Raw genomic sequence first — 19,663 nt, 5'->3', positions numbered from 1 at the left:
CCGGCTCGCCGGTCGGCGCCCGACTGAACAAATATTAGGTATCGCCATCGCGGACGCGGCGGCGAACGACCGGAGAGAGGCGTCATGGCCTACGAGAGCACCGCGGAGCCGATCAAAATCGGCTATCTCATGGACTTCCGGCTACCCGAATCCTTCCCCAGCGAAATGCGGGCGGATTTCTCCCTGCCGTTCGACCTGGTATTCGACGAAGCGCTGGCGGCCGGCGTGGTGGACCGGCCGATCCAGATCATCTACAAAGAGGTCGAGGGCCTGCCGAAGGGCACGGTCAAGGCGGTGATCGACGGGTTCGGCGAACTGGTCGACGAAGGCTGCCTGCTGGTCTTCGGCCCCAACATCACCGATAACTGTGTCGCCGTCAAGGAAGCCATCGAGGAACGCTTCCGGATTCCCGCGGTATCGGTCACCGGAACCGACGACTGGCTCGGGGAATGGACCTTCTCCTTCCCGCAGGGATCGATGACCGACGAGCCCGTCTTCTGGGCGGATCTGCTGGCGCGAGCCGGACATTCGACCGTCGGCATGCTCGTCGAGGATTCGCTGATCGGCGAAACGTACCTACGCAATTTCCGGCGGGCGGCCACCGCCCGCGGTATCCGGATCGTCGCCGAGGCGGCGATCGCCCAGACCGGACAGGACATCTCCGGAGCTGTCGCGGCGCTGCATGCCGCGCGGCCGGACGCGCTCGTGCACTGCGGGTTCGGGTTCGGCATCGTATTCATCAATCCCGCGCTGGCGGCCATGGACTGGGACCCACCCCGCTACACCAGTACCGCGTTCCAGAACGCCTGGGTGAACCCGGTCATGTGGCAGGCGTTCACCGGCTGGATCGGCATCGACCAGTACGACGAGCACAACCCGGTGGGCCGGGCCTATCTCGATCGGTTCGAGAAACAGTACGGGCGCCGCCCGCAGTACTGCGTTCCGGTGGTGAACCACGATATCGCGCAGGCACTGCTGGCCGCGATCACCGACGCGCATCCGCTCAGTCCGCGCGGTCTCAAAGAGGCACTCGAACGGGTCAAGATGCTGCCCGCGGCCGCCGGAGCTCCGGGTACCCGGGTGTCGTTCGGCAAATGGACGCGCCGGGGCTGGATGGGCGCGGGCTATCTGGTGGCCCGGCGGCTCGATCCCGACGGAGTGACCTCCTATCTCGTCGATCGCTTCGGATCGGAGCAGCCGTGACCGCACCCGACCCCGTATCGACGCCGCACTCCGCCGGAGTACCCGGCACACGAGGCGAGAACGCGACACCGGCGAAGAAGAACTATCCGGGGTGGGGTCTGCTCGCATTCGCCGTGGCGATCGTCGCGGTGGTCGCCGCGAACGCGCGGCGCGGCGCGGTATCGGACCGTATCCGCGATCCGGAGGTCACCGGTGCGCCCCGGCCGGTGGAACCACTGTTCGGCTTCGAGCACTGGATCGACGTGATCCATATCGGCACGCTGGCCGCCGTCGTACTCGTCATCGCGATCTGGGTACGGATGTTCCGCCGCAACCCACGGGATCCGGTACTGCTGATGGGTTTCATGACGACCGCGATCGTCTGGCAGGACCCGATCATGAACTGGGCCCCCTTCGCGGTCTACAACCCCGAACTCTGGCATTGGCCCGAGGACTGGCCGCTGGTATCGCTGTCCCCGACCGTCGAACCGTTCGTCGTCTTCGGATACGTCCTGTTCTATCTCGGACCCTATTTCCCGGCGATCTGGATCCTGCGCCGGCTCCAAGCCGCGCGAACCCCTGATTCGTTCGTCTGGAAACATCCGCTGATCAGTCTCGCGCTGCTGATTCTTCCGCTCGGCTTCGTATTCGACATGATCCTCGAGGTGTCCCTGGTCCGCACCGGAATGTACATCTACTCCCAGGTCATCCCGTTCGGATCGTTGTTCGCCGGGTCGGCCCATCAGTTCCCGCTGCTGTGGGAATCACTGTCGGTGACCTTCGTGATGATCCCGGCCGGCGTGCTGATCTATCGGGACGACACCGGCCGCACCGTCGCGGAGAAACTGGCCGCGCGGGCCCGGATCTTCGCCGGGCGCCCGTTCGTCGGAATGCTGCTGGTCATGTTCGTGATCATGAACATGTCCTATTTCGTGTACGGCGGATGGTTCGCCGTCATCAAATGGACGCGAGTGGCGACATCGGTGGCCTGCCCCTGGCCCTATCCCGAGGCCAAGGTCTACGACCCGCAGGGCTTCTACGAACAGAACGGGCAACCGGGACCCTACTCGGCCGGTATCTGGTCGACCTGGATGAGCGCCCAACCCGACGGCAGGCCCCAGGTCGAGGCTCCCGCCGACGGCGGGCGCTGTGGGGAGACCCGATGAGCGGCTCCCGGAGTGTCGTCGTCACCGGCGCGGGCCGTGGATTGGGGCTGGCCACTGCCGGGTATCTGTACGAACGTGGCTGGCAGGTGGTGGCGGCCATGCGGTCGGTGGATGCCGGAATGGCCGCCCTTCGCACCGAAACCGGTGCGGTTGAGGGTGATCCGCGACTGATCGGAGTGCGGCTGGATCTGCTCGATCCCGATTCGATCACCACCGCCGCGGCGGCGATCGACGCCGCGGTCGGCGCGCCGGACGCTGTGGTCCACAACGCCGGTATCGCCGCGGCGGGGATGGTCGAGGAGACACCGCCGGAGCTCTGGCAGCGGATGTTCGCGACACATGTCCTCGGGCCGGTCGCTCTGACCCGGGCGCTGCTCCCGCGCATGCGCGACGCGGGCGGCGGACGTATCGTGCTCATCTCGAGCGCGGGCGGGGTGCGCGGGATGCCCGCGATCGCGGCATACTCGGCCGCCAAGGGGGCGCTGGAGCGGTGGGGTGAATCGCTGGCCGGTGAGGTCGCCGCGTTCGGGATCGGAGTGACCGTTCTGGTCACCGGCGTATTCGATACCGAGATCATCACCGACAGCGGCACCACGAGTTATCGCGATTTCGACGGGCCCTACCGCCGGCACCACGCGACCATCGACCGCCGGGGGCGAACCGCGATGAGAATCGCGAATGCGCCGGCGAAGTTCGCGCGGGCACTCACCGCGGCCCTCGACGACACCGCCCCGTACACCCGCCGGCCGGTGGGACTCGACGCGGCGGGACTACTGGTGGCGAATCGGATCCTGCCGGCGAAAGCCATGCACCAGGTGATACGAACAGCGATGGGACTACCCCGGTTCCGCGCCCTGAGCCCCCGCCGGGCCGATCCCGGACGCGCGTCGATCCGGAGACTCCCGGCCCGATGGCTCGCCACCCTGCGCACGGTTTTCCCCGGATCCGCCCGGGCTGTGGGCACACGTGCGCGTGCCGCTCCGGTGCCGACGCCGGCCACCGACCACCACCGCACCGAGGAATCGAGCCCGACCCATGGTTGACGCAACCACAGCGCGATCCGAATCGAGAATGCTCATCGACGGCCGGTTGGCCGACGGTGGATCCGGTACGTTCTCCGTTGTCGACCCGGCGACCGAAGAGGTGATCGGGGCGGCGGCCGACGCGTCCACAGACGATATGCACCGGGCGATCGACGCGGCCCGGCGCGCGTTCGACACGACTCGCTGGGCGACCGACCGGGCCTTCCGCGCCCGCTGCCTGCGCCAGTTGCAGGAAGCCCTGGTGGGTGAACAGGAGCAATTACGTGAGGAACTCATCCGCGAGGCGGGCTGCCCGCGGGCCATCACCTACGGACCGCAACTCGACGCCCCGCTGTCGGACGCGTTCACCTACCCGGCGGACCTGATCGGCAGCTACCCGTGGGAAGTGGATCTCTGTGACGCCTTCGTCCCGCTCACCGGGGTGCAGACGACCCGGAAGGTCCTGCGTGAACCGGTCGGTGTGGTCGGCGCGATCGTCCCGTGGAACTTCCCGTTCGAGGTCACCGCGCACAAACTCGGCCAGGCGCTCGCCACCGGTAACACCGTCGTCCTCAAACCCGCCCCGGACACCCCGCTCAACGCGACCCGTATCGGCCGGCTGATCGTCGAAAAGACCGATATCCCGGCCGGTGTGGTCAATATCGTGACGGCCGCCGACCATCTCGTGGCCGAGGAACTCACCCTGTCACCGAAAGTGGATCTCATCTCGTTCACCGGGTCCACCGCGGTCGGCCGCCGGATCATGGCGAAGGGTGCGGCCACCATGAAGCGTCTGTTCCTGGAACTCGGCGGTAAATCGGCGACCATCGTCTGCGACGACGCCGATCTCGGTTTCGCCTGCGCCATCGGCATCGCGCCCTGTATGCACGCGGGACAGGGCTGCGCCAACCCGACGCGGTTACTGCTGCCCCGCTCCCGCTACGACGAGGGCGTCGCGATCTTGCAGACCATGTACGAGTCGATATCGCCGGGCGATCCGCAGGATCCGGCGACACTGTGCGGACCGGTCGTCTCGGCGAAACAACGTGACCGTGTGCTCGGCTATATCCGGAAAGGCATCGACGAGGGCGCCACCCTGCTCGTCGGCGGAACCGAACCGCCGGCGGATACGACCGCGGGATTCTGGGTCCGGCCCACCCTGTTCACCGATGTCGACAATTCGATGACGATCGCCCAGGAGGAGATCTTCGGCCCGGTGCTGGCGGTCATCCCCTACGACGATGACGACGACGCGGTCCGGATCGCCAACGACAGCGCTTACGGACTGGCGGGCAATGTGATGTCGGGCTCGCTCGACCGCGCTCTCGCCCTGGGCCGCCGGTTGCGGGCCGGGTTCATCGGCGTGAACGGCGCGGCCGGCTACGGCGCGGATGTGCCGTTCGGCGGCTTCAAGTCCAGCGGTATCGGCCGCCAGAACGGCATCGCCGGTTTCGACCAGTACACCGAGATCAAATCCGTCGCGTACCCGGCAGGCTAGGAGTTCCCGTGCAATTGTTCGACGATCTGGACGATTTCGGCACCTTCGACGATGTGGTGTCCGGCGATATCCGTGACCCCTATACCGAACTCGCTCGGCTACGGCGTACCGAGCCCGTGCAGCGTATCGAGATGTCCACCATGCCCGGCGACGACACCAAACCGTTGTTCATCGCCTACCGCCACGACGATATCCGCCATCTCCTGCGCGATAACGAGACCTTCTCCTCGGCCATCATCATCCAGGCGTTCGGCGATGTCCTCGGCCGCCATGTCATGCTCGGCATGGACGAACCGGAACACGGCCGCCATCGCGCGCTGGTATCGAAGGCCTTCACGCAGAAGGCCCTGGCGAAATGGGAGGACGGCCTCGTCCGCGCGGTCGGCGACGATCTCATCGATCGGTTCGCCGGCGCCGGGAAAGCCGATCTGGTGAAGGAATTCACCTTCCCGTTCCCGACCCAGATCATCGCCGGCCTGCTCGGTCTGCCCCGGGCGGACTATCAGCAGTTCCAGCGATGGTCGATCTCGCTGCTGAGCTTCACGATCAATCCGGCGCGGGGCAAGGCGGCCTCGGTGGCACTCGAGGAATACTTCGCGCCGATCCTGGCGGCCCGGCGTGCGGAGCCGCGCGACGATCTCATCAGCCGCCTCGCGGTCGCCGAGATCGACGGCGAACGGTTGAGCGACCCGGAGATCTTCTCCTTCCTCCGGCTACTGCTGCCCGCGGGCGTGGAAACCACCTATCGCTCCCTGGGCAACCTGCTGTTCGGGTTGTTCACCCGTCCCGAGCAATTGGCGGCGCTCCGGGCGGATCGCACTCTGATCCCGCAGGCGATCGAAGAAGCCGTGCGCTGGGAACCGCCGCTGCTCACCATTACCCGGGTCGCGACCACCGATACGGAGCTCGGCGGAGTCGCCATCCCGGCGGGATCCTCGGTCATGCCCATGCTGGGGGCGGCCAACCGGGAAGAGGACCGCTACGACAACCCGGATTCCTTCGATATCTTCCGCCCGGCGCGTGCCAATGTCTCGTGGGGCCACGGCGCCCACGTCTGCCTCGGTATGCATCTGGCGCGGTTGGAGATGCGGGTGGCGATCGACCTGCTGCTCGACCGGCTCCCCGGACTCCGGCTCGATCCCGGCGCGGTGGACCCGCATATCCGCGGGCAGGTCTTCCGTTCCCCGGCCGCACTGCCGGTGCTGTTCACCGCCGCGCCGCGGAGTACTTCGTAACGGCCGGAAATGCCGGAAATCCGCGCCCGCCCCGGTGAATCCCCACGCCGGCCCCGGGACCGACGCGTGCGGGTCCGTCCCGCCCAACCCCAGGAGGACTGATGTCCGACTTCGACTCGGTCGACTTCTTCACCGACGAATCCCTTATTCCCGACCCCTACCCCTATTTCGACCATCTGCGCAGCCGTTCCCCCGTCCTGGCCGACGGCCCGTCCGGGGTGGTCACGATCACCGGTCACGCGGAGGCCCTGGCCGCCTATCGGGATACCGCGTTCTCCTCGTGCAACGCGGTGGTGGGCCCGTTCGCGCCGCTCCCGTTCACCCCGGAGGGTGACGACATCACCGAGCTCATCGAACAGCACCGGGCCGGAATCCCGATGGCCGAACATGTGGTCACCATGGACGCCGACCGGCATACGCGGACCCGGGGCCTGCTCGGCAAACTGCTGACGCCGAAGCGGTTGAGCGAGAACGAGGAGTTCATGTGGAAGCTGGCCGACGAACAGCTCGACACTTTTCTCGAATCGGGGCGGGTCGAATTCCTGTCCGGGTACGCCAAACCGTTCTCCATGCTCGTCATCGCGGATCTGCTCGGTGTACCGGCGGCCGATCACACCGAATTCCGGGCCGTTCTCGGTGATCAACTGGTCGGCGAACTCGACGGCGAACTGGCGCACAACCCACTCGAATGGCTGGACGACAGATTCCGCACCTACCTCACCGCACGGCGCGAGCACCCGCGTGCCGATGTGCTGACAGCGCTGGCCCTTGCCACCTACGCGGACGGCACCGTCCCCGCGCTCGAAGAGGTCGTCAAACTCGCAACGTTCCTGTTCGCCGCCGGCCAGGAGACCACCACCAAACTGATCGGTGCGGGCGTACGCAATCTGGCCGAGAACCCCGGGATCCAGTCCAGAGTCCGCGCGGACCGGCAACTGGTTCCCGTCTTCCTGGAAGAGACGCTGCGGCTGGAGAGCCCGGTGAAGAGTCATTTCCGGATGGCCCGCACCAGCACCGAGATCGCCGGCTGCCCGGTCCGGGCGGGGACGACGGTGATGCTGCTGCCGGGTGCGAGCAATCGTGATCCGCGGAAATTCCCCGACCCCGAGCGGCTCGACGTGGACCGGCGCAATGCTCGCGAGCACATCGCGTTCGGTCGCGGCGCGCATTCCTGCCCCGGAGCACCGCTCGCCCGGGCCGAGGCACGAATATCGATCAACCGGATCCTGGACCGGATCGCCGATCTGCGGATCGACCGAACCCGGCACGGGCCACCCGGCGCCCGGAATTACCGATACGAACCGACGTTCGTGATGCGCGGGCTGTCCGAACTGCACGTGGAGTTCGACACCGTGACCTGACCGGGCCCGGGCACGGGGAGCGGCCGCGCGCTGTGTCAGGGTGACGAACGCGCGGCATCGGTACGGGCGCTGACCAGATGGGCGCCCGCCTCCTGGAGATAACGATCGGCGTTCCCGAGAAACGCGCTCCAGCCCAGCAGCCGCCGCAGATAGAGGTGGGCGTCGTGCTCGCTGGTGTATCCGATACCACCCAGGACCTGGATCGCGCTGTCGCCCACCGTGGCCAGGCAGCCCGAATACGCTTTGGCGTGCAGCGCCGCCCGGCTCCGCTGCGCCGGATCGGCACGGTCGGCGGCCCACAGCGCGTGCAGGACACCGCCGTAGGCCAGTTCCACCGTTTCGAACATATCCACACACAGATGCTGGACCGCCTGGAACGAGCCGATCGCTCGTCCGAACTGATACCGCGTTTTCGCATGGGCCACCACCAGATCGGTGACCGCCCGCGCGGCGCCCACCGCGTCGGCGGCGTAGGCCGCGACGATATCGTCGCGGACCGCCTCGAGCGCACGGCGTCCGTCGGCGGCCAGCGGGATCGCCGGACTGCCGGAAAGCGTGATATCGAACAGGCGGCGGGTGAGGTCCACGGTAGCGCGGCCGGTCACGGCGACCGTGGGGTCCGGCAGCGGCACGGAGTACAGGCCGATCCCCTGCGGGCTGTCGGCGAAGACCAGCAGTATCCGCGCGGCGGCAGCATCCGGCACCGCCTCCAGGCATCCGGTCAGCACCGTACCGCCGTCGCGTTGCGCGGCCTGTGGGCGCTCGGCCGCCGGGTCGACCGGCCCGACGGTGACCACCAGCGTCCCCTCGGCGATACCGGTGAACAGATCGGCGGCACGCGCACCCGCGCCGAACCGGAAGAGCGCTCGTGGCGCCGCGATCGCACTGGACAACCAGGGGCCGGAATACAGGGCCGCGCCGAGTTCGTCGAGCACGACGAGCGTATCGGCCAGTGTCGCCCCGGCCCCGCCGAACTCCGCCGGGACCAGCAGCCCTGTGGTACCCAGTTCGGCGAGCCCACGCCAGACCTCGCCGGTGGTGCCGCACGGATCGCCCAGCAGCGGACGCAGATGACCGGCGATACTCGCGTACCGGTCGAGATACGCCCGGACCGACGCGCGTAACGCCGATTGTTCCTCGGTGAGTTCGAGATTCATGACCGTGGCAGTCCCAACACTCGGCCGGCGGTGACATTCTTGTTGATCTGGCTGGTACCGCCCGCGATCGTCAGGGAGCGGGTGGTCAGCCGCAGCCGTCCCCACCGGCCGTCGCCACCGGCATCGCCGAGCAGATCGTAGGCGGTGGTCGCCAGTTCCTGTCCCACTTCGCCCCATACCGTTTTGGCCAGGCTCGCGGTCCGCAGCGCGTCACCGCCGTGTAGTGCAGCGGAAATGGACCGGCGGCAGAGTATTTCGAGGTAGCCGATCCGGACGGCCAGCGCGCCCAGGCGACCGAGAACGACGGGGTCGGAGAGGACCGGCCGGCCGTTCTTCCGGACCGGGGCCAGATCGGCGATCAGATCGTCGAGCAGCAGCTGCTGCTCGGCGTAGAGGCGGGCGGCACCCGCCCGCTCATGACTCAGGGTGGTGGTCGCGACCTGCCAGCCGCCGTTGTACGGCCCGAGCATCGCGGTCGCCGGGATCCGCACCTCGTCGAAGAAGATCTCCGCGAAATCGGCCTCGCCGCTCAGTGTCGCCAGCGGGCGCGCCTCGATACCCGGAGTGGACATATCGACCAGGAAACAAGTGATTCCTCGATGTTTGGGCACATCCGGATCGGTGCGCGCGTAGAGCTGGCACCAGTCGGCGCGATGCCCCAGCGAGGTCCAGATCTTCTGCCCGCTGACGATATAGTCCTCGCCCACCCGCACCGCCCGGGTACGCAGGGACGCGAGGTCGGAGCCCGCCTCGGGTTCCGACATCCCCTGGCACCAGATATCGTCGGCGCGGATCATCCGCCGCAGCAGGTGGTCCTTCTGCTCGTCCGAGCCGTACTGCATGATCGCGGGGGCGATATTGTTGATGCCTATCACGTTCAGCGGGAGCGGGATTCGCGCCCGCGTCGTCTCCTCGGCGTAGACGAGCTGTTCGAGCACCGTGGCACCGCGGCCGCCGTATCGCACCGGCCACGACACCGCACCCCAACCGGCGTCGGCCATCGTCGCGTTCCAGCTGCGCTGGATATCGAAGGCCGCGTCGTCGGTACCGCGCCGAGCGCTGCTCGCGATCACCTCGTCGGCCGGATGCGCCGCCAGCCAGGCCCGCAATTCCGTACGGAACTGTTCGGTCTCGGGTGGATACGAGAAGTCCATGGCTCTCCATCCGGCGATTGACTCGGCCGCGGACGAACCATATCGTGGAACAGATATTTGGTCAACGAATTGTGCCCGGCGCCGAGCCCCGACAGGAGCGCACCATGAGCGACGAGGCGGACGCCGAGGACGAAACATACGGACTCGCGACCCTGGCGTCGGCGCTCGCGGGGCGCACGATACGTATCGTGCGCCTCGCGCCGGGCGAGCCGACCTGGACCGACGGTCACACCGTCCACCTCGATACCGCCCGGCCACGGATACACCTGCGCAGATCCGTAGCGCTGCAGTGCTGTCTGATCGCCGAGGGCAGTCTGGATCCGGCGGTACTGCGCGCGCTGGGCCGAAACCGCGCTCGCACGGCCCGCTATCTCGCGATCGAGGGACACCGGGCGCTGTTCGCCGGACGCGCGCTGCTCCCCCGCGATGTGCCGGCCGTCGTGGACCGCGATATCGCCGGAATGTCGGACAGTGCCGCGGCATCGCTGACCCTCGCCCGCGGACACCGCCCACTACCCCCCGCGCCCGCGTGGTTCGGCGAGATCCGGGCGCGGGCGGTACTCACCGCACGAACCGTCGACCGGCAGCGGCCTTTGTCCGCGGGCGTCCATCGTCCCCGCTCCCGCGAGGCGGGCGATCCCGAACACCTCGCCGACGACGCGCAGGCCGACGATGACCTTCCGGATGTCTTCACCAGCCCGGTCGGGGGCGGCGGCCCGCTGGGCAGACTGCTGCGCAGAATGCTCGGCGCGGCACGGGAACCCGCGGGTGAGGGCCGGCCCGGTGCCGAATCCGCCGGATATCACGGACACCACGGTCGCCGCAGTGCGGGCGCGGTGCTGTCGGGACAGGCCGCCCCCGCCGACCCGCCGGACCCGGACCACCGGAATCCGGTAGCACCGGCCTATCCCGAATGGGATATCCACCGCCTCCGGTACCGGGATCGCTGGTGCACTGTCGTGGAGACGGAACCGGAACCGGCGCCACGACCCTGGCGATCGCACTGGGACCGGCAGAGCCTGCGGCGCCCGCTGGCCCGCCTCGGCACCGCACCCACGATCGTGCGCCGACGACCGCAGGGCGACGATCTCGATCTCGACGCGGTGGTCGAATCGCGCGTCCGGTTCCTGTCGGGCTCCGCGCCGGAGGAAGCGGTCTACCTGGAGCCACTCCGGCACCGGCGCGATCTCTCGGTGCTGATCCTGCTCGATATCTCGGGATCGACCGCCGAACCGGGCGGCGACGGGACCCCCGTCCACGACCATCAGCGGACCACCGCGGCCGCACTCGTCACCGGGCTGTACGAGCTCGGCGACCGAGTCGCCTTGTACGCGTTCCGCTCCCGGGGCCGGAGCGCCGTCGAGGTGGTGCCCGTCAAACGTTTCGACGATATCTCCCCGACCGGGGTGCTACACCGCCTCGAAGGCCTGACCGCGGGCGGCTACTCACGACTCGGGGCGGCGATCCGGCACGGCACCTCGGTACTGAGCACCGGCGGCGGCACCACCCGGCGACTACTGCTGGTTCTCTCGGACGGTCTCGCCTATGACCACGGTTACGAACGCGCGTACGGAGCAGCGGACGCGCACCGTGCCCTCGCCGAAGCGCGCCGGGCAGGTATCGGCTGCCTGTGCCTGACCATCGGCGCGAGCACCGGCGACGCCGATCTCGCCGCGGTTTTCGGCAGCGCCGCACACAGCACGATCCCGGATACCGACCGGCTGGCCACGGTCGTCGGGCCACTCTTCCGCACGGCGCTCGCCACTTCCTACCGGAAATAGGGGATTCTGTGGCTGCCGCATCACGGCGGGCGCAGGTCCCGGTTACAGCGCGTCCACGCCCAGGCGTTCACAGACCGCGAACACCTCTTCGAAGATCGAACCGGGCACCGTGAACGGCTCGGTTTGCCCGATCTCGGAAATATGCTCGGCGATATCCTCGGCAGTGGGTGTGGCCCCCCGATCGGCGAGCCAGCCCTCGCTCAGGCCGACGAAGACCCGGGCGAATCTGCCCGCGCAGGCGGAGTAGTTGTGGTGGGTCACCGTACAGCCACGACCGGCGAGGAAGACGACCATCGGGACCACCAGCTCCGGACTGATTGCGTCGAGAAATCCCGAAGCCCGCAGGGCCGCCGTATCACCCACGGTTTCGGTGACCATCCGCGAGAAGCCGAACGGCAGCACGGTATTGGAGGCGATACCGTGCGCGGCACCCTCGATGGCGAGCACATTGGACAGGCCCACCAGTCCCGCTTTCGCCGCGGCGTAATGGGCTTCGCCGGGCTGGCCGAACATACCGCCCGACGACGAGACGAAGACGAACCGTCCGTACCCCTGCTCTTTCATCACCGGATAGGCCGCCCGGCTCACATAGAACCCGCCGTCCAGATGGACGCCCAGCATCCGGCGCCAATCGGTGGCCGTCATCTCCTCGAAGGCGACGGTGCCGAAGATTCCGGCGTTGCTCACCACAGCGTCGAGCCGGCCGAAGGTCCGCACGGCGGTGCGGACCACAGCCGCACCGCCTTCGGGACTGTCCACCGAATCACCGGAGGCCACGGCCGTTCCGCCGGCGCGTACGATCTCGTCCACGACCTCGTCGGCGACCCCCGAGTCGGCGCCCTCACCGCGCATACTGCCGCCGAGATCGTTGACGACCACGGACGCAGCGCGCGCGGCGAAGTCCAGTGTGTAGAGCCGGCCCAGTCCGCGCCCCGCCCCGGTCACGAGGACGACCTGGTCTTCGAAGTCGATCATGTGCGGACCCGCCTGCCGTGCCGGTGCGAACGTCTTCCGGAACGAATATTAGGTCACACACCGCCGGGAAGTCGAGCGCTGCAGGCATTTCGATCACGCCCGAACGGGCCGGTCGCCGGTGCCCCGCGCCGACACCGTGACCTATCCGGTGGAATCACCCATATCGGCGAAGGTGCCACCGCGCCCTGCTCCGGCGGTGAATCGATCGATACCCGCGGCCGCCTCGGCCAGGGAGATCACACCGTGCTCCCATTCGTTGGCGATCGCCTCCTGCTCGCTCATACCTTCCTGCTGCAGCAACGAGAGCCGATCGTGACGCTGACAGGTCTGCGGGAAACGTGCGATCTCGGCGGCGAGCCGTTCGGCGGCCTCCCGCTCCGTACCCGTCGGGACGACGCGATCGACGAGGCCCATGGCGTGCGCTTCGCCGGCCTCCACCGGCCGCCCGGTGAGCACCATGTCCATGGCCCGGCCGGTACCGATCAGCCGGGGCAGCCGCACGGTACCGCCGTCGATGAGCGGCACACCCCAGCGGCGGCAGAAAACGCCGAACACCGCATCCGCACCGGCCACCCGGAGATCACACCAGATCGCCAGTTCCAGTCCACCCGCGACGGCGTGGCCGGCCACCGCGGCGACGACCGGTTTGCTCAACTGCATCCGCGTCGGCCCCATCGGCCCGCGCCCCTTCGCCGACAGCGGGTTGGCACGTTCGGTCCCGACCGCTTTGAGATCGGCACCGGCACAGAAGTTCCCACCCTCACCCCACAGCACGGCCACCGCCGCCGATTCGTCGTTCTCGAAAGCGGTGAACGCGTCGAACAGGGCGGTGCCGGTGGGACCGTCGACCGCGTTCCGGGCCTGCGGCCTGGACAGGACGACGGTGAACACCGGTCCGTTCCGCTCGATTCGTACCGGTGCGCTGGTCATGGCTGTCCCTTCGGTCACGGTCACCGGCCGAGCTTATGACGAGACGATCGCCCGGCGCGCGAATACGCCACCGGTTGTTGCGAAAGGCCCCACAGAATACCCCGTGGTAACGTCAACGGTGCTTCTTTCAGGAAAGAAGTGTGCCGTGGTAACCGATTGCCTGGACCGCCCGCAGGAGCACCCGGCATCGATTCCGTGGGCACCCGTAGCCGGCCGAGGAAGTGGGTTTCGAATGACGAACCGGGGCACCGCCGCGAAGCGCCCGAGGCGGGAGCGCGGCTCGCTCAACCCCGAGGATATCGTCCAGGGAGCGTTCGAACTCGCCGAAGAGATCTCCATCGACAACCTGAGCATGCCGCTGCTGGGCAAACATCTCGGTGTCGGCGTCACCAGCATCTACTGGTACTTCCGCAAGAAGGAAGAACTGCTCAACGCCATGACCGATCGGGCGTTGCGCCAGTACGCCTTCGAGATGCCGTTCATCGAGGCCTCCGATTGGCGCGAGACGTTACGCGAACACGCACGCACCATGCGGCGCACCTTCCTCGGCAATCCGCTGCTCTGCGATCTGATCCTCATCAGGTCGGCGCTGAGCGAAAAAGCGGCGCGGCTCGGCGGCCGCCAGACCGAACGCGTCATCGCCGCGCTCGTCGAGGCCGGGTTCTCGCTCGAATCGGCTGTCGAGACCTACTCCGAGGTCCAATTGCATGTCCACGGTCTGGTGGTGCTGCAACGACTCTCGGACAAGAACCGCGAACAGAGCGAGGCCACCGCCTACTACGAGAGCGTCATCATCGACCCGGAGACCACCCCGCTGCTCGCCCAGGCGGCCGCCAAGGGCTACCACTCCGGCGCCCCCGACGACCGCAACTTCGAGCACGGCCTCGACACCATCCTCGATCACGCGGCTCGGCTGCTACCCGCTACCGGGACCGCGAAACCGAAATCCGAGCCGGTGAAACGTACTGCCCGCGCCAAGGCCACGAAAGCAACCAAGGCGACCACCTCGGCCACGCCTCGGCGCCGGGCGGCGGCGAAGTAGCACACGCCGGCCGGAACCGCCGCGCACTCGGCCGGCTGCGCAACCGTCGCTCCCCCCGGCCGTTCCCGGCGGATGTCCCCCGCAAGCCGGCCCGCGATACATCAGGGCTGCCGGGCGGCGCTGTCGGAGCCGAGCAGGGTCAATGCCTCCAGGGCCAGGTACAGTTCGGCGGACTGACGCGGGTCGGTGGTATCGCGACCCGTGAGGTCACGGATCTTCCGAAGCCGATAGCGCACCGTATTACGGTGGCAGTGCATCGTTTCCGCGACGGCCGCGGCCGAACCGCCGCAGCGGAACCAGGCGTGGAGCGCCGCGATCAGATCCTCCCGCTCGGCCGCGGGCAGGTCGAGCAGCGGACCCAGGATCTGGGCGGCTGTCCGGCGACCGGCCTCGGGAACGGCGATGAGTAGGTGCCCGACCGGTTCGTCACCGAAACGGACCGTACCGGACGAACCCGGTCGCACCGACCGCGACGCCATTCGCGCTTCGGTCAGGGCCGCGGTGATGGCGTGGGGGGCCGTGAACGCGGTACTGAGGCCCACCCGGTCGGTGACGGACGCGGAAATCGTCTCGGCAGCGCGCTCGATCGCGGCCGGCGCGGTGGCGGACAACAGCCCGATATAGGCGTCGATCTGAGCGTCCCAGACCGACCGGATGCCGATATCGTTCAGTGCCGCGGTGAGTTTCGCGGGAAGCGGCGCGGCGGGTTCGGTATCGATGGCGACCACGGCGAAGGTACCGCGTTCCGGAAGTCCCAGGCTGCGCAGCACATCCAGGACTCTGGCCGGATTACCGGAATGGTCGTCGAACAGGGTCCGGACGAGCCGGCTCTGGACCTGGGCATCGGAATGCGCGAGCAGCACCTCGGTCTCCCGATAGGATTCGACGGCCGCGTCGGAGTACAGGTCGATGAGTTCCCACAGCCGGGTCGCCAAATCGTGCAACCGGGCATCCCCCGGCCCGGCCGAGCATTTGGTCAGCTCTTCCCAGATGAGGCGACCACCCAACCGGTAAGCGTGCAAGAGGCTCGCGACCGGTATCCCCTGTTCCGCTTTCAGCCGGCCGGCCTCGCGGGCCGGCTGCAACCGCAACGGGTGCGTACCGGCGAGCGCGCCGATCACCGTGGTCAGGTTCTCCAGACAGGTGCGGTACAGCTGGTCCGCGGTCAGTAGTCCGGATTCCCCGTAGGAGGGATCGGCCGCGGCGATCCGGTCGACCAGGATATCGGTCAACGGCTCCACCGAATCGGCCAAAACGGCTGCCAAGGGCGCCACCGACGGCACGGACGCGGGCGTTCTCATACCGGACAGTCTAGTCGTCGCCCGGTGACCCACACCACGACTGTTTTGTGCCCGCGCACAAATCAGAGCGGTCGAGTACGCAACAACGACACATTTCCCTCGGTCGTGAGCACAGACACACTGATCAGTGTTCGGATCACCGACTCTCACCACGGAGTGTGCCCACGTGCAGTCAGAACAGCCCGTCGCCGCCGATACGGTCATCGATTCCGCCCTCACCGACCTCGCCGCGGGCGAACGGAAATGGTCGGGGCTACCGCTCGCGGGCCGGCGAGCCCTGCTCGAGCGGATGCGGACGCTGACCGGACAGCATGCCCGGGAGTGGGTCGAGGCGGCCGTGCGGATCAAAGGTCTCGATCCGGAGTCTCCGCTGGTCGGTGAGGAATGGCTGTCCGGGCCGTATGTCTTCGCCACCAGCCTCACCGCGGTGGCGACAACGCTCGAATCGCTGGAGCGGGGCGTCAGCCCCCTCGCGAACGCGAAGTTCGGTACAGCGGGTAATCGCGTCACAGTGCAGGCGCTGCCCACCGGCCTGTACGACGAACTGTTGCTCAGCGGGTTCCGCGCCGAGGTCTGGTTGCAGCCGGGGGTCGGCTCGGCCGCCGCGCAGGCCGCGGCCGGTCTGGCCCAGCTCGACCCGGCCCGCACCCACGGAATCGGCGCCGTGCTCGGCGCAGGCAACATCACCTCCATCGCACCACTGGACACCATCTACGAGCTCATCGCCCACAACCGGGTGGTCGCGCTGAAACTCAACCCGGTGACCGATCCGCTGCTCCCGGTGTTCGAGAAGATCTTCGCGCCGCTCATCGAGCTCGGTGTGGTGCGGGTGCTCACCGGTGGCGCGGAGGTCGGCGGGCGGCTGGTGACCGACGAACGAGTCGCCCATGTCCATATGACCGGCAGCGCCGTCACCCACGACGCCATTGTGTGGGGTACCGGCCCGGACGCGGCGCGCCGGAAAGCCGCCGGAACTCCGCTCCTGGACAAACCGATCAGCAGCGAACTCGGTGGGGTGTCCCCGACGATCGTGCTGCCCGGCGACTGGAGCGCCGCCGACCTCGAATTCCAGGCCGAGCACATCGCGACCCAGCGGCTGCACAACGGCGGCTACAACTGCGTGGCGACACAGGCGGTGATCGTCTCCGCGGACTGGCCGCAGAAGGACGCGTTCCTCGCCGCGCTCACCGCGGCCGTCGACCGCGCACCTACTCGCCACGCCTACTATCCGGGCAGCGACGACCGCGTGGCCGGAGCCCGTACCGGCTATCCCGGCGCCCGGCAGCTGGGCAGCAAGGGTGAACGGCTCCTGGTCACCGGATTGGATGCGGACACCGACGAAGCTCTGCTCCGCACGGAGTACTTCGCGCCGGTACTCGGCGTTGTGGAACTGCCCGGTACCGGCGCCACCTTCGCGCGCACCGCCGCCGATACGGCCAACGAGAAGTTCACCGGAACCCTCGGTGTGAACATCGTCGCGCATCCGGACACTCTCGGCTCCCTCGGCGCGGAGTTCGACTCGATGATCGAAACACTGCGCTACGGCACCGTCGCCGTGAACGCGTGGACGGCGGTCGGCTATCTGACTCCGACCGCGAGCTGGGGCGCGTACCCGGGGCATACGGTCGACGATGTGCAGAGCGGTATCGGCGTCGTGCACAATGCCTGGCTGATGGACCGGATCGAACGCACGGTCGTACGCGGGCCGTTCCGTCCCGCCCCGCGGTCGGTGCTGCACCGGGAATGGGCGCTGACCCCCAAGCCGCCGTGGTTCGTCGGCAACCGGACCGCCGCGCGGACCGGTCGCCTGCTCACCGATTTCGCCGCCGATCCACGGTGGTCCCGCCTCCCCGCCATCTTCGCCTCCGCCCTACGCGGCTGACCTGTTCGAAAGCACGCCGCCGGAAAGCGGTACCGCCCCTCCATCCCCTCGACGACATCGCCGTCGGACCGGGTCGGCGGGGTGGTCCCACCGGGCCGGGGGATGTACCCGACTCGGTGGCGCCCTCCGGCCCCCGGCCGAGGCCCGATCAACTCGCCGAACCTGTAGCAGCCCTATAGCTTTGGCCACCTCCGGCTTCGGCGCCGGCGGCTGTCGCGGGCCCGTGGGCCCTCCGGCGGACACGGGGTCCCGGCGCCGGCCGACGGTTCAGGCGGAGAGGCCCGTCCACTGCGTAGCGGTATACGGGTGGGACCCCTCGGTACCGTCCCAACGGCTGATCATCAGGGTCAGGTTCGACAGCGAAGCCGAACCCGGATGGATATAACCCCCGTAGAGGTTGGGCAGGCGCGGTTTGTCCCGATGCGCAGCCGGTTCCGTATCGTCGTGCACCACCTGGATCCGCTCCGCGGACCATACGGCATCCGGCCGGTCGGCCGTACGAGTCTTGATACTCAGATCCACGCAGTCGAAATACGACATGACATAGGTCGATCCGATACGCGCGACGGAGAGCTCGCCGAGTGCGTTCCCCGGGCCGAAGATCGGCGTCGGCGGATGCCGATGGGTGGGATACCAGCCCCATCGGCCGTCGATATGGGCCCAGTTCTGCTGGGCGGCGAAATTTCCGTGGTAGAAATCGGCGGGATCGTAGCGGAAGAGCTGGACGAAACCGTGGTCGCGGCGATAGCGGTGGCTGCCGTTCCAACGTTTGGCGAAGACGTAGAGATAACCGTCCGGGTCGATACCGGCGAATGTCCACATACCGTAGGGATTTCCGTCGACACCGAGGGCCTGTCCGGCCCAGTGGTGGTCGAAATCGCGCCAGGTGGCGCCGTGGTCGTCGGACCAGGCGATACCGGAGAAGGCCGAACCGTCGAGATCGGCGTCCGGTCCGACCCGGTTGTGCACCGCGGTGTACTGCACAAAGGTGCGACCGCTGATCTCGACGGCGTCGTTGGGAATACGCGAGATCTCGGTGACACCCGCGCCGTTGTCGGCGTGGTGCCGGTAGTCGAATACCTGGCGTGCCCGATCGCCGGTGGCGGTGCCGGTGAAGGTCACCGGACGGGCGCCGGAGGCGTCGAACTCGTCCTGGGTCAGGATCACCGGCGAGCCGAGGTAGTCACCACTCTGGTCCGGTCCACGCCAGGAGTCACCCCACAGATAGCCCCAATCTCCTTCCTGTACGCGGCGATACGGGATACACAGATCGCTCGATCCGAGACCGAGCGCATCGGCCGAATCGGTGGGCAGATCGCACAGAAGGGTGCCGGACCGGGTCAGCTGTTCTGCTATCGGCATCCCCGCGAGGCTACCCCGGCGGCACAGCCGGTGGGTACCGCCCGCAGGATCCGGCGAACGATACGACGGCTCAGGTCATCCGGCCCAGCCATCCGGCGGCATCGAGCCGGAATCCCACCGGCGCCGCCACCTGCCGCAGGTCGTCCTCCATCGCGCGGATGCGGTCCTCGCCGAGTTCCGCCGCCCAGACCGCCCGCAGCTGCTGGAAGATCTCGGCCGACCGGGCCAGCGCGTCGAACCCCCGTGGGGTGAGCCGGACGATCCGGCGGCGGGTGTCGGCCGGATCACCTCCTCGTTCGGCGTAGCCGAGCGCGACCAGCCGATCCACCGTCTTACCGGCGGCTTGTTTGGAGATCCCGAGCCGACGGCCGATATCGCTGGCCGCGGCCCCGTCCGGACCGACGGCCTGCATGGCGAAGCCGTACGCGGGGCGCACATCCGGATGCCCCTGCCGCGCGAGTTCGGTATGCAATGCGTCGATCAGCGTCCGGAATCCGGCGAACAGCAAGAGCGGGAGCTCGTAGCCGGCGCGGGGCCCCCCGTCGACTCCTCGTCCCGCACCACCCTCGACAAGACGGTCAACCTGGTTTACCATATTCTCCGAATCGTCAACCA

16 protein-coding genes are annotated in these 19,663 nt (G+C 68.1%); 9 read left to right on the top strand and 7 right to left on the bottom strand.

Annotated elements, in window-relative coordinates; all coding sequences use genetic code 11:
- Positions 1–84 precede the first annotated feature (84 nt).
- The 6 genes from ACWEWT_RS02980 (at position 85) to ACWEWT_RS02955 (ending at position 7,464) form a co-directional block, all read left to right on the top strand.
- A complete protein-coding gene (locus ACWEWT_RS02980) occupies positions 85–1,203 on the top strand; it encodes an ABC transporter substrate-binding protein (protein ID WP_452555562.1) in 1,119 nt (372 codons plus the stop codon).
- On the top strand, positions 1,200–2,348 hold the full coding sequence (locus tag ACWEWT_RS02975) for a spirocyclase AveC family protein (RefSeq protein WP_452555560.1): 1,149 nt from the start codon (positions 1,200–1,202) through the stop codon (positions 2,346–2,348). Before ACWEWT_RS02980 ends, ACWEWT_RS02975 begins: the two co-directional genes overlap by 4 nt.
- Positions 2,345–3,391: an SDR family NAD(P)-dependent oxidoreductase gene (locus tag ACWEWT_RS02970; RefSeq protein ID WP_452555558.1), complete on the top strand. Its 1,047-nt coding sequence runs from the start codon at positions 2,345–2,347 to the stop codon at positions 3,389–3,391. Before ACWEWT_RS02975 ends, ACWEWT_RS02970 begins: the two co-directional genes overlap by 4 nt.
- Positions 3,384–4,868, top strand: coding sequence for an aldehyde dehydrogenase family protein (locus tag ACWEWT_RS02965; protein WP_452555556.1), 1,485 nt, complete (start codon positions 3,384–3,386; stop codon positions 4,866–4,868). The genes ACWEWT_RS02970 and ACWEWT_RS02965 overlap by 8 nt, the downstream gene beginning before the upstream one ends.
- A gap of 8 nt (positions 4,869–4,876) precedes the next feature.
- Positions 4,877–6,103: a cytochrome P450 gene (locus tag ACWEWT_RS02960; RefSeq protein WP_452555554.1), complete on the top strand. Its 1,227-nt coding sequence runs from the start codon at positions 4,877–4,879 to the stop codon at positions 6,101–6,103.
- Positions 6,104–6,204: 101 nt separating this feature from the next.
- Entirely contained in the window at positions 6,205–7,464 is a 1,260-nt protein-coding gene (locus tag ACWEWT_RS02955) for a cytochrome P450 (RefSeq protein ID WP_452555552.1), read from the top strand.
- Between the two features lie 35 nt (positions 7,465–7,499).
- Here ACWEWT_RS02955 and ACWEWT_RS02950 read toward each other — a convergent pair whose 3' ends face one another.
- Both ACWEWT_RS02950 and ACWEWT_RS02945 read right to left on the bottom strand, forming a co-directional pair.
- Positions 7,500–8,621: an acyl-CoA dehydrogenase family protein gene (locus ACWEWT_RS02950; RefSeq protein ID WP_452555550.1), complete on the bottom strand. Its 1,122-nt coding sequence runs from the start codon at positions 8,619–8,621 to the stop codon at positions 7,500–7,502.
- Positions 8,618–9,775, bottom strand: coding sequence for an acyl-CoA dehydrogenase family protein (locus ACWEWT_RS02945; protein WP_452555548.1), 1,158 nt, complete (start codon positions 9,773–9,775; stop codon positions 8,618–8,620). The genes ACWEWT_RS02950 and ACWEWT_RS02945 overlap by 4 nt, the downstream gene beginning before the upstream one ends.
- A gap of 104 nt (positions 9,776–9,879) precedes the next feature.
- Here ACWEWT_RS02945 and ACWEWT_RS02940 point away from each other — a divergent pair, with 104 nt between their 5' ends.
- A complete protein-coding gene (locus ACWEWT_RS02940) occupies positions 9,880–11,556 on the top strand; it encodes a VWA domain-containing protein (protein WP_452555546.1) in 1,677 nt (558 codons plus the stop codon).
- Between the two features lie 42 nt (positions 11,557–11,598).
- Here ACWEWT_RS02940 and ACWEWT_RS02935 read toward each other — a convergent pair whose 3' ends face one another.
- Together ACWEWT_RS02935 and ACWEWT_RS02930 are read right to left on the bottom strand one after the other, a co-directional pair.
- Positions 11,599–12,531, bottom strand: coding sequence for an SDR family NAD(P)-dependent oxidoreductase (locus ACWEWT_RS02935; RefSeq protein WP_452555544.1), 933 nt, complete (start codon positions 12,529–12,531; stop codon positions 11,599–11,601).
- Between the two features lie 141 nt (positions 12,532–12,672).
- A complete protein-coding gene (locus ACWEWT_RS02930) occupies positions 12,673–13,461 on the bottom strand; it encodes a crotonase/enoyl-CoA hydratase family protein (protein ID WP_452557646.1) in 789 nt (262 codons plus the stop codon).
- Between the two features lie 232 nt (positions 13,462–13,693).
- On the opposite strand from ACWEWT_RS02930, the gene ACWEWT_RS02925 reads away from it, so the two are divergent.
- A complete protein-coding gene (locus ACWEWT_RS02925) occupies positions 13,694–14,503 on the top strand; it encodes a TetR/AcrR family transcriptional regulator (protein ID WP_452555542.1) in 810 nt (269 codons plus the stop codon).
- 101 nt (positions 14,504–14,604) lie between these two features.
- On the opposite strand, the gene ACWEWT_RS02920 is transcribed toward ACWEWT_RS02925, so the two are convergent.
- Positions 14,605–15,804, bottom strand: coding sequence for a PucR family transcriptional regulator (locus ACWEWT_RS02920; RefSeq protein ID WP_452555540.1), 1,200 nt, complete (start codon positions 15,802–15,804; stop codon positions 14,605–14,607).
- Positions 15,805–15,970: 166 nt separating this feature from the next.
- On the opposite strand from ACWEWT_RS02920, the gene ACWEWT_RS02915 reads away from it, so the two are divergent.
- Positions 15,971–17,686, top strand: a complete 1,716-nt coding sequence (locus tag ACWEWT_RS02915) for an aldehyde dehydrogenase family protein (RefSeq protein ID WP_452555538.1) — start codon at positions 15,971–15,973, stop codon at positions 17,684–17,686.
- Between the two features lie 267 nt (positions 17,687–17,953).
- Here ACWEWT_RS02915 and ACWEWT_RS02910 read toward each other — a convergent pair whose 3' ends face one another.
- Together ACWEWT_RS02910 and ACWEWT_RS02905 are read right to left on the bottom strand one after the other, a co-directional pair.
- Positions 17,954–19,048, bottom strand: coding sequence for a DUF4185 domain-containing protein (locus tag ACWEWT_RS02910; protein ID WP_452555536.1), 1,095 nt, complete (start codon positions 19,046–19,048; stop codon positions 17,954–17,956).
- Between the two features lie 70 nt (positions 19,049–19,118).
- Complete coding sequence (locus ACWEWT_RS02905; RefSeq protein WP_452555534.1) at positions 19,119–19,643, bottom strand: MarR family winged helix-turn-helix transcriptional regulator; 525 nt, start codon at positions 19,641–19,643, stop codon at positions 19,119–19,121.
- Between the last annotated feature and the right edge of the window lie 20 nt (positions 19,644–19,663).

The organism is Nocardia sp. NPDC003963, from assembly GCF_053605105.1.
The sequence above is the reverse complement of the archived record's forward strand: the minus strand, read 5'-3'. Positions and strand labels throughout refer to the sequence as shown.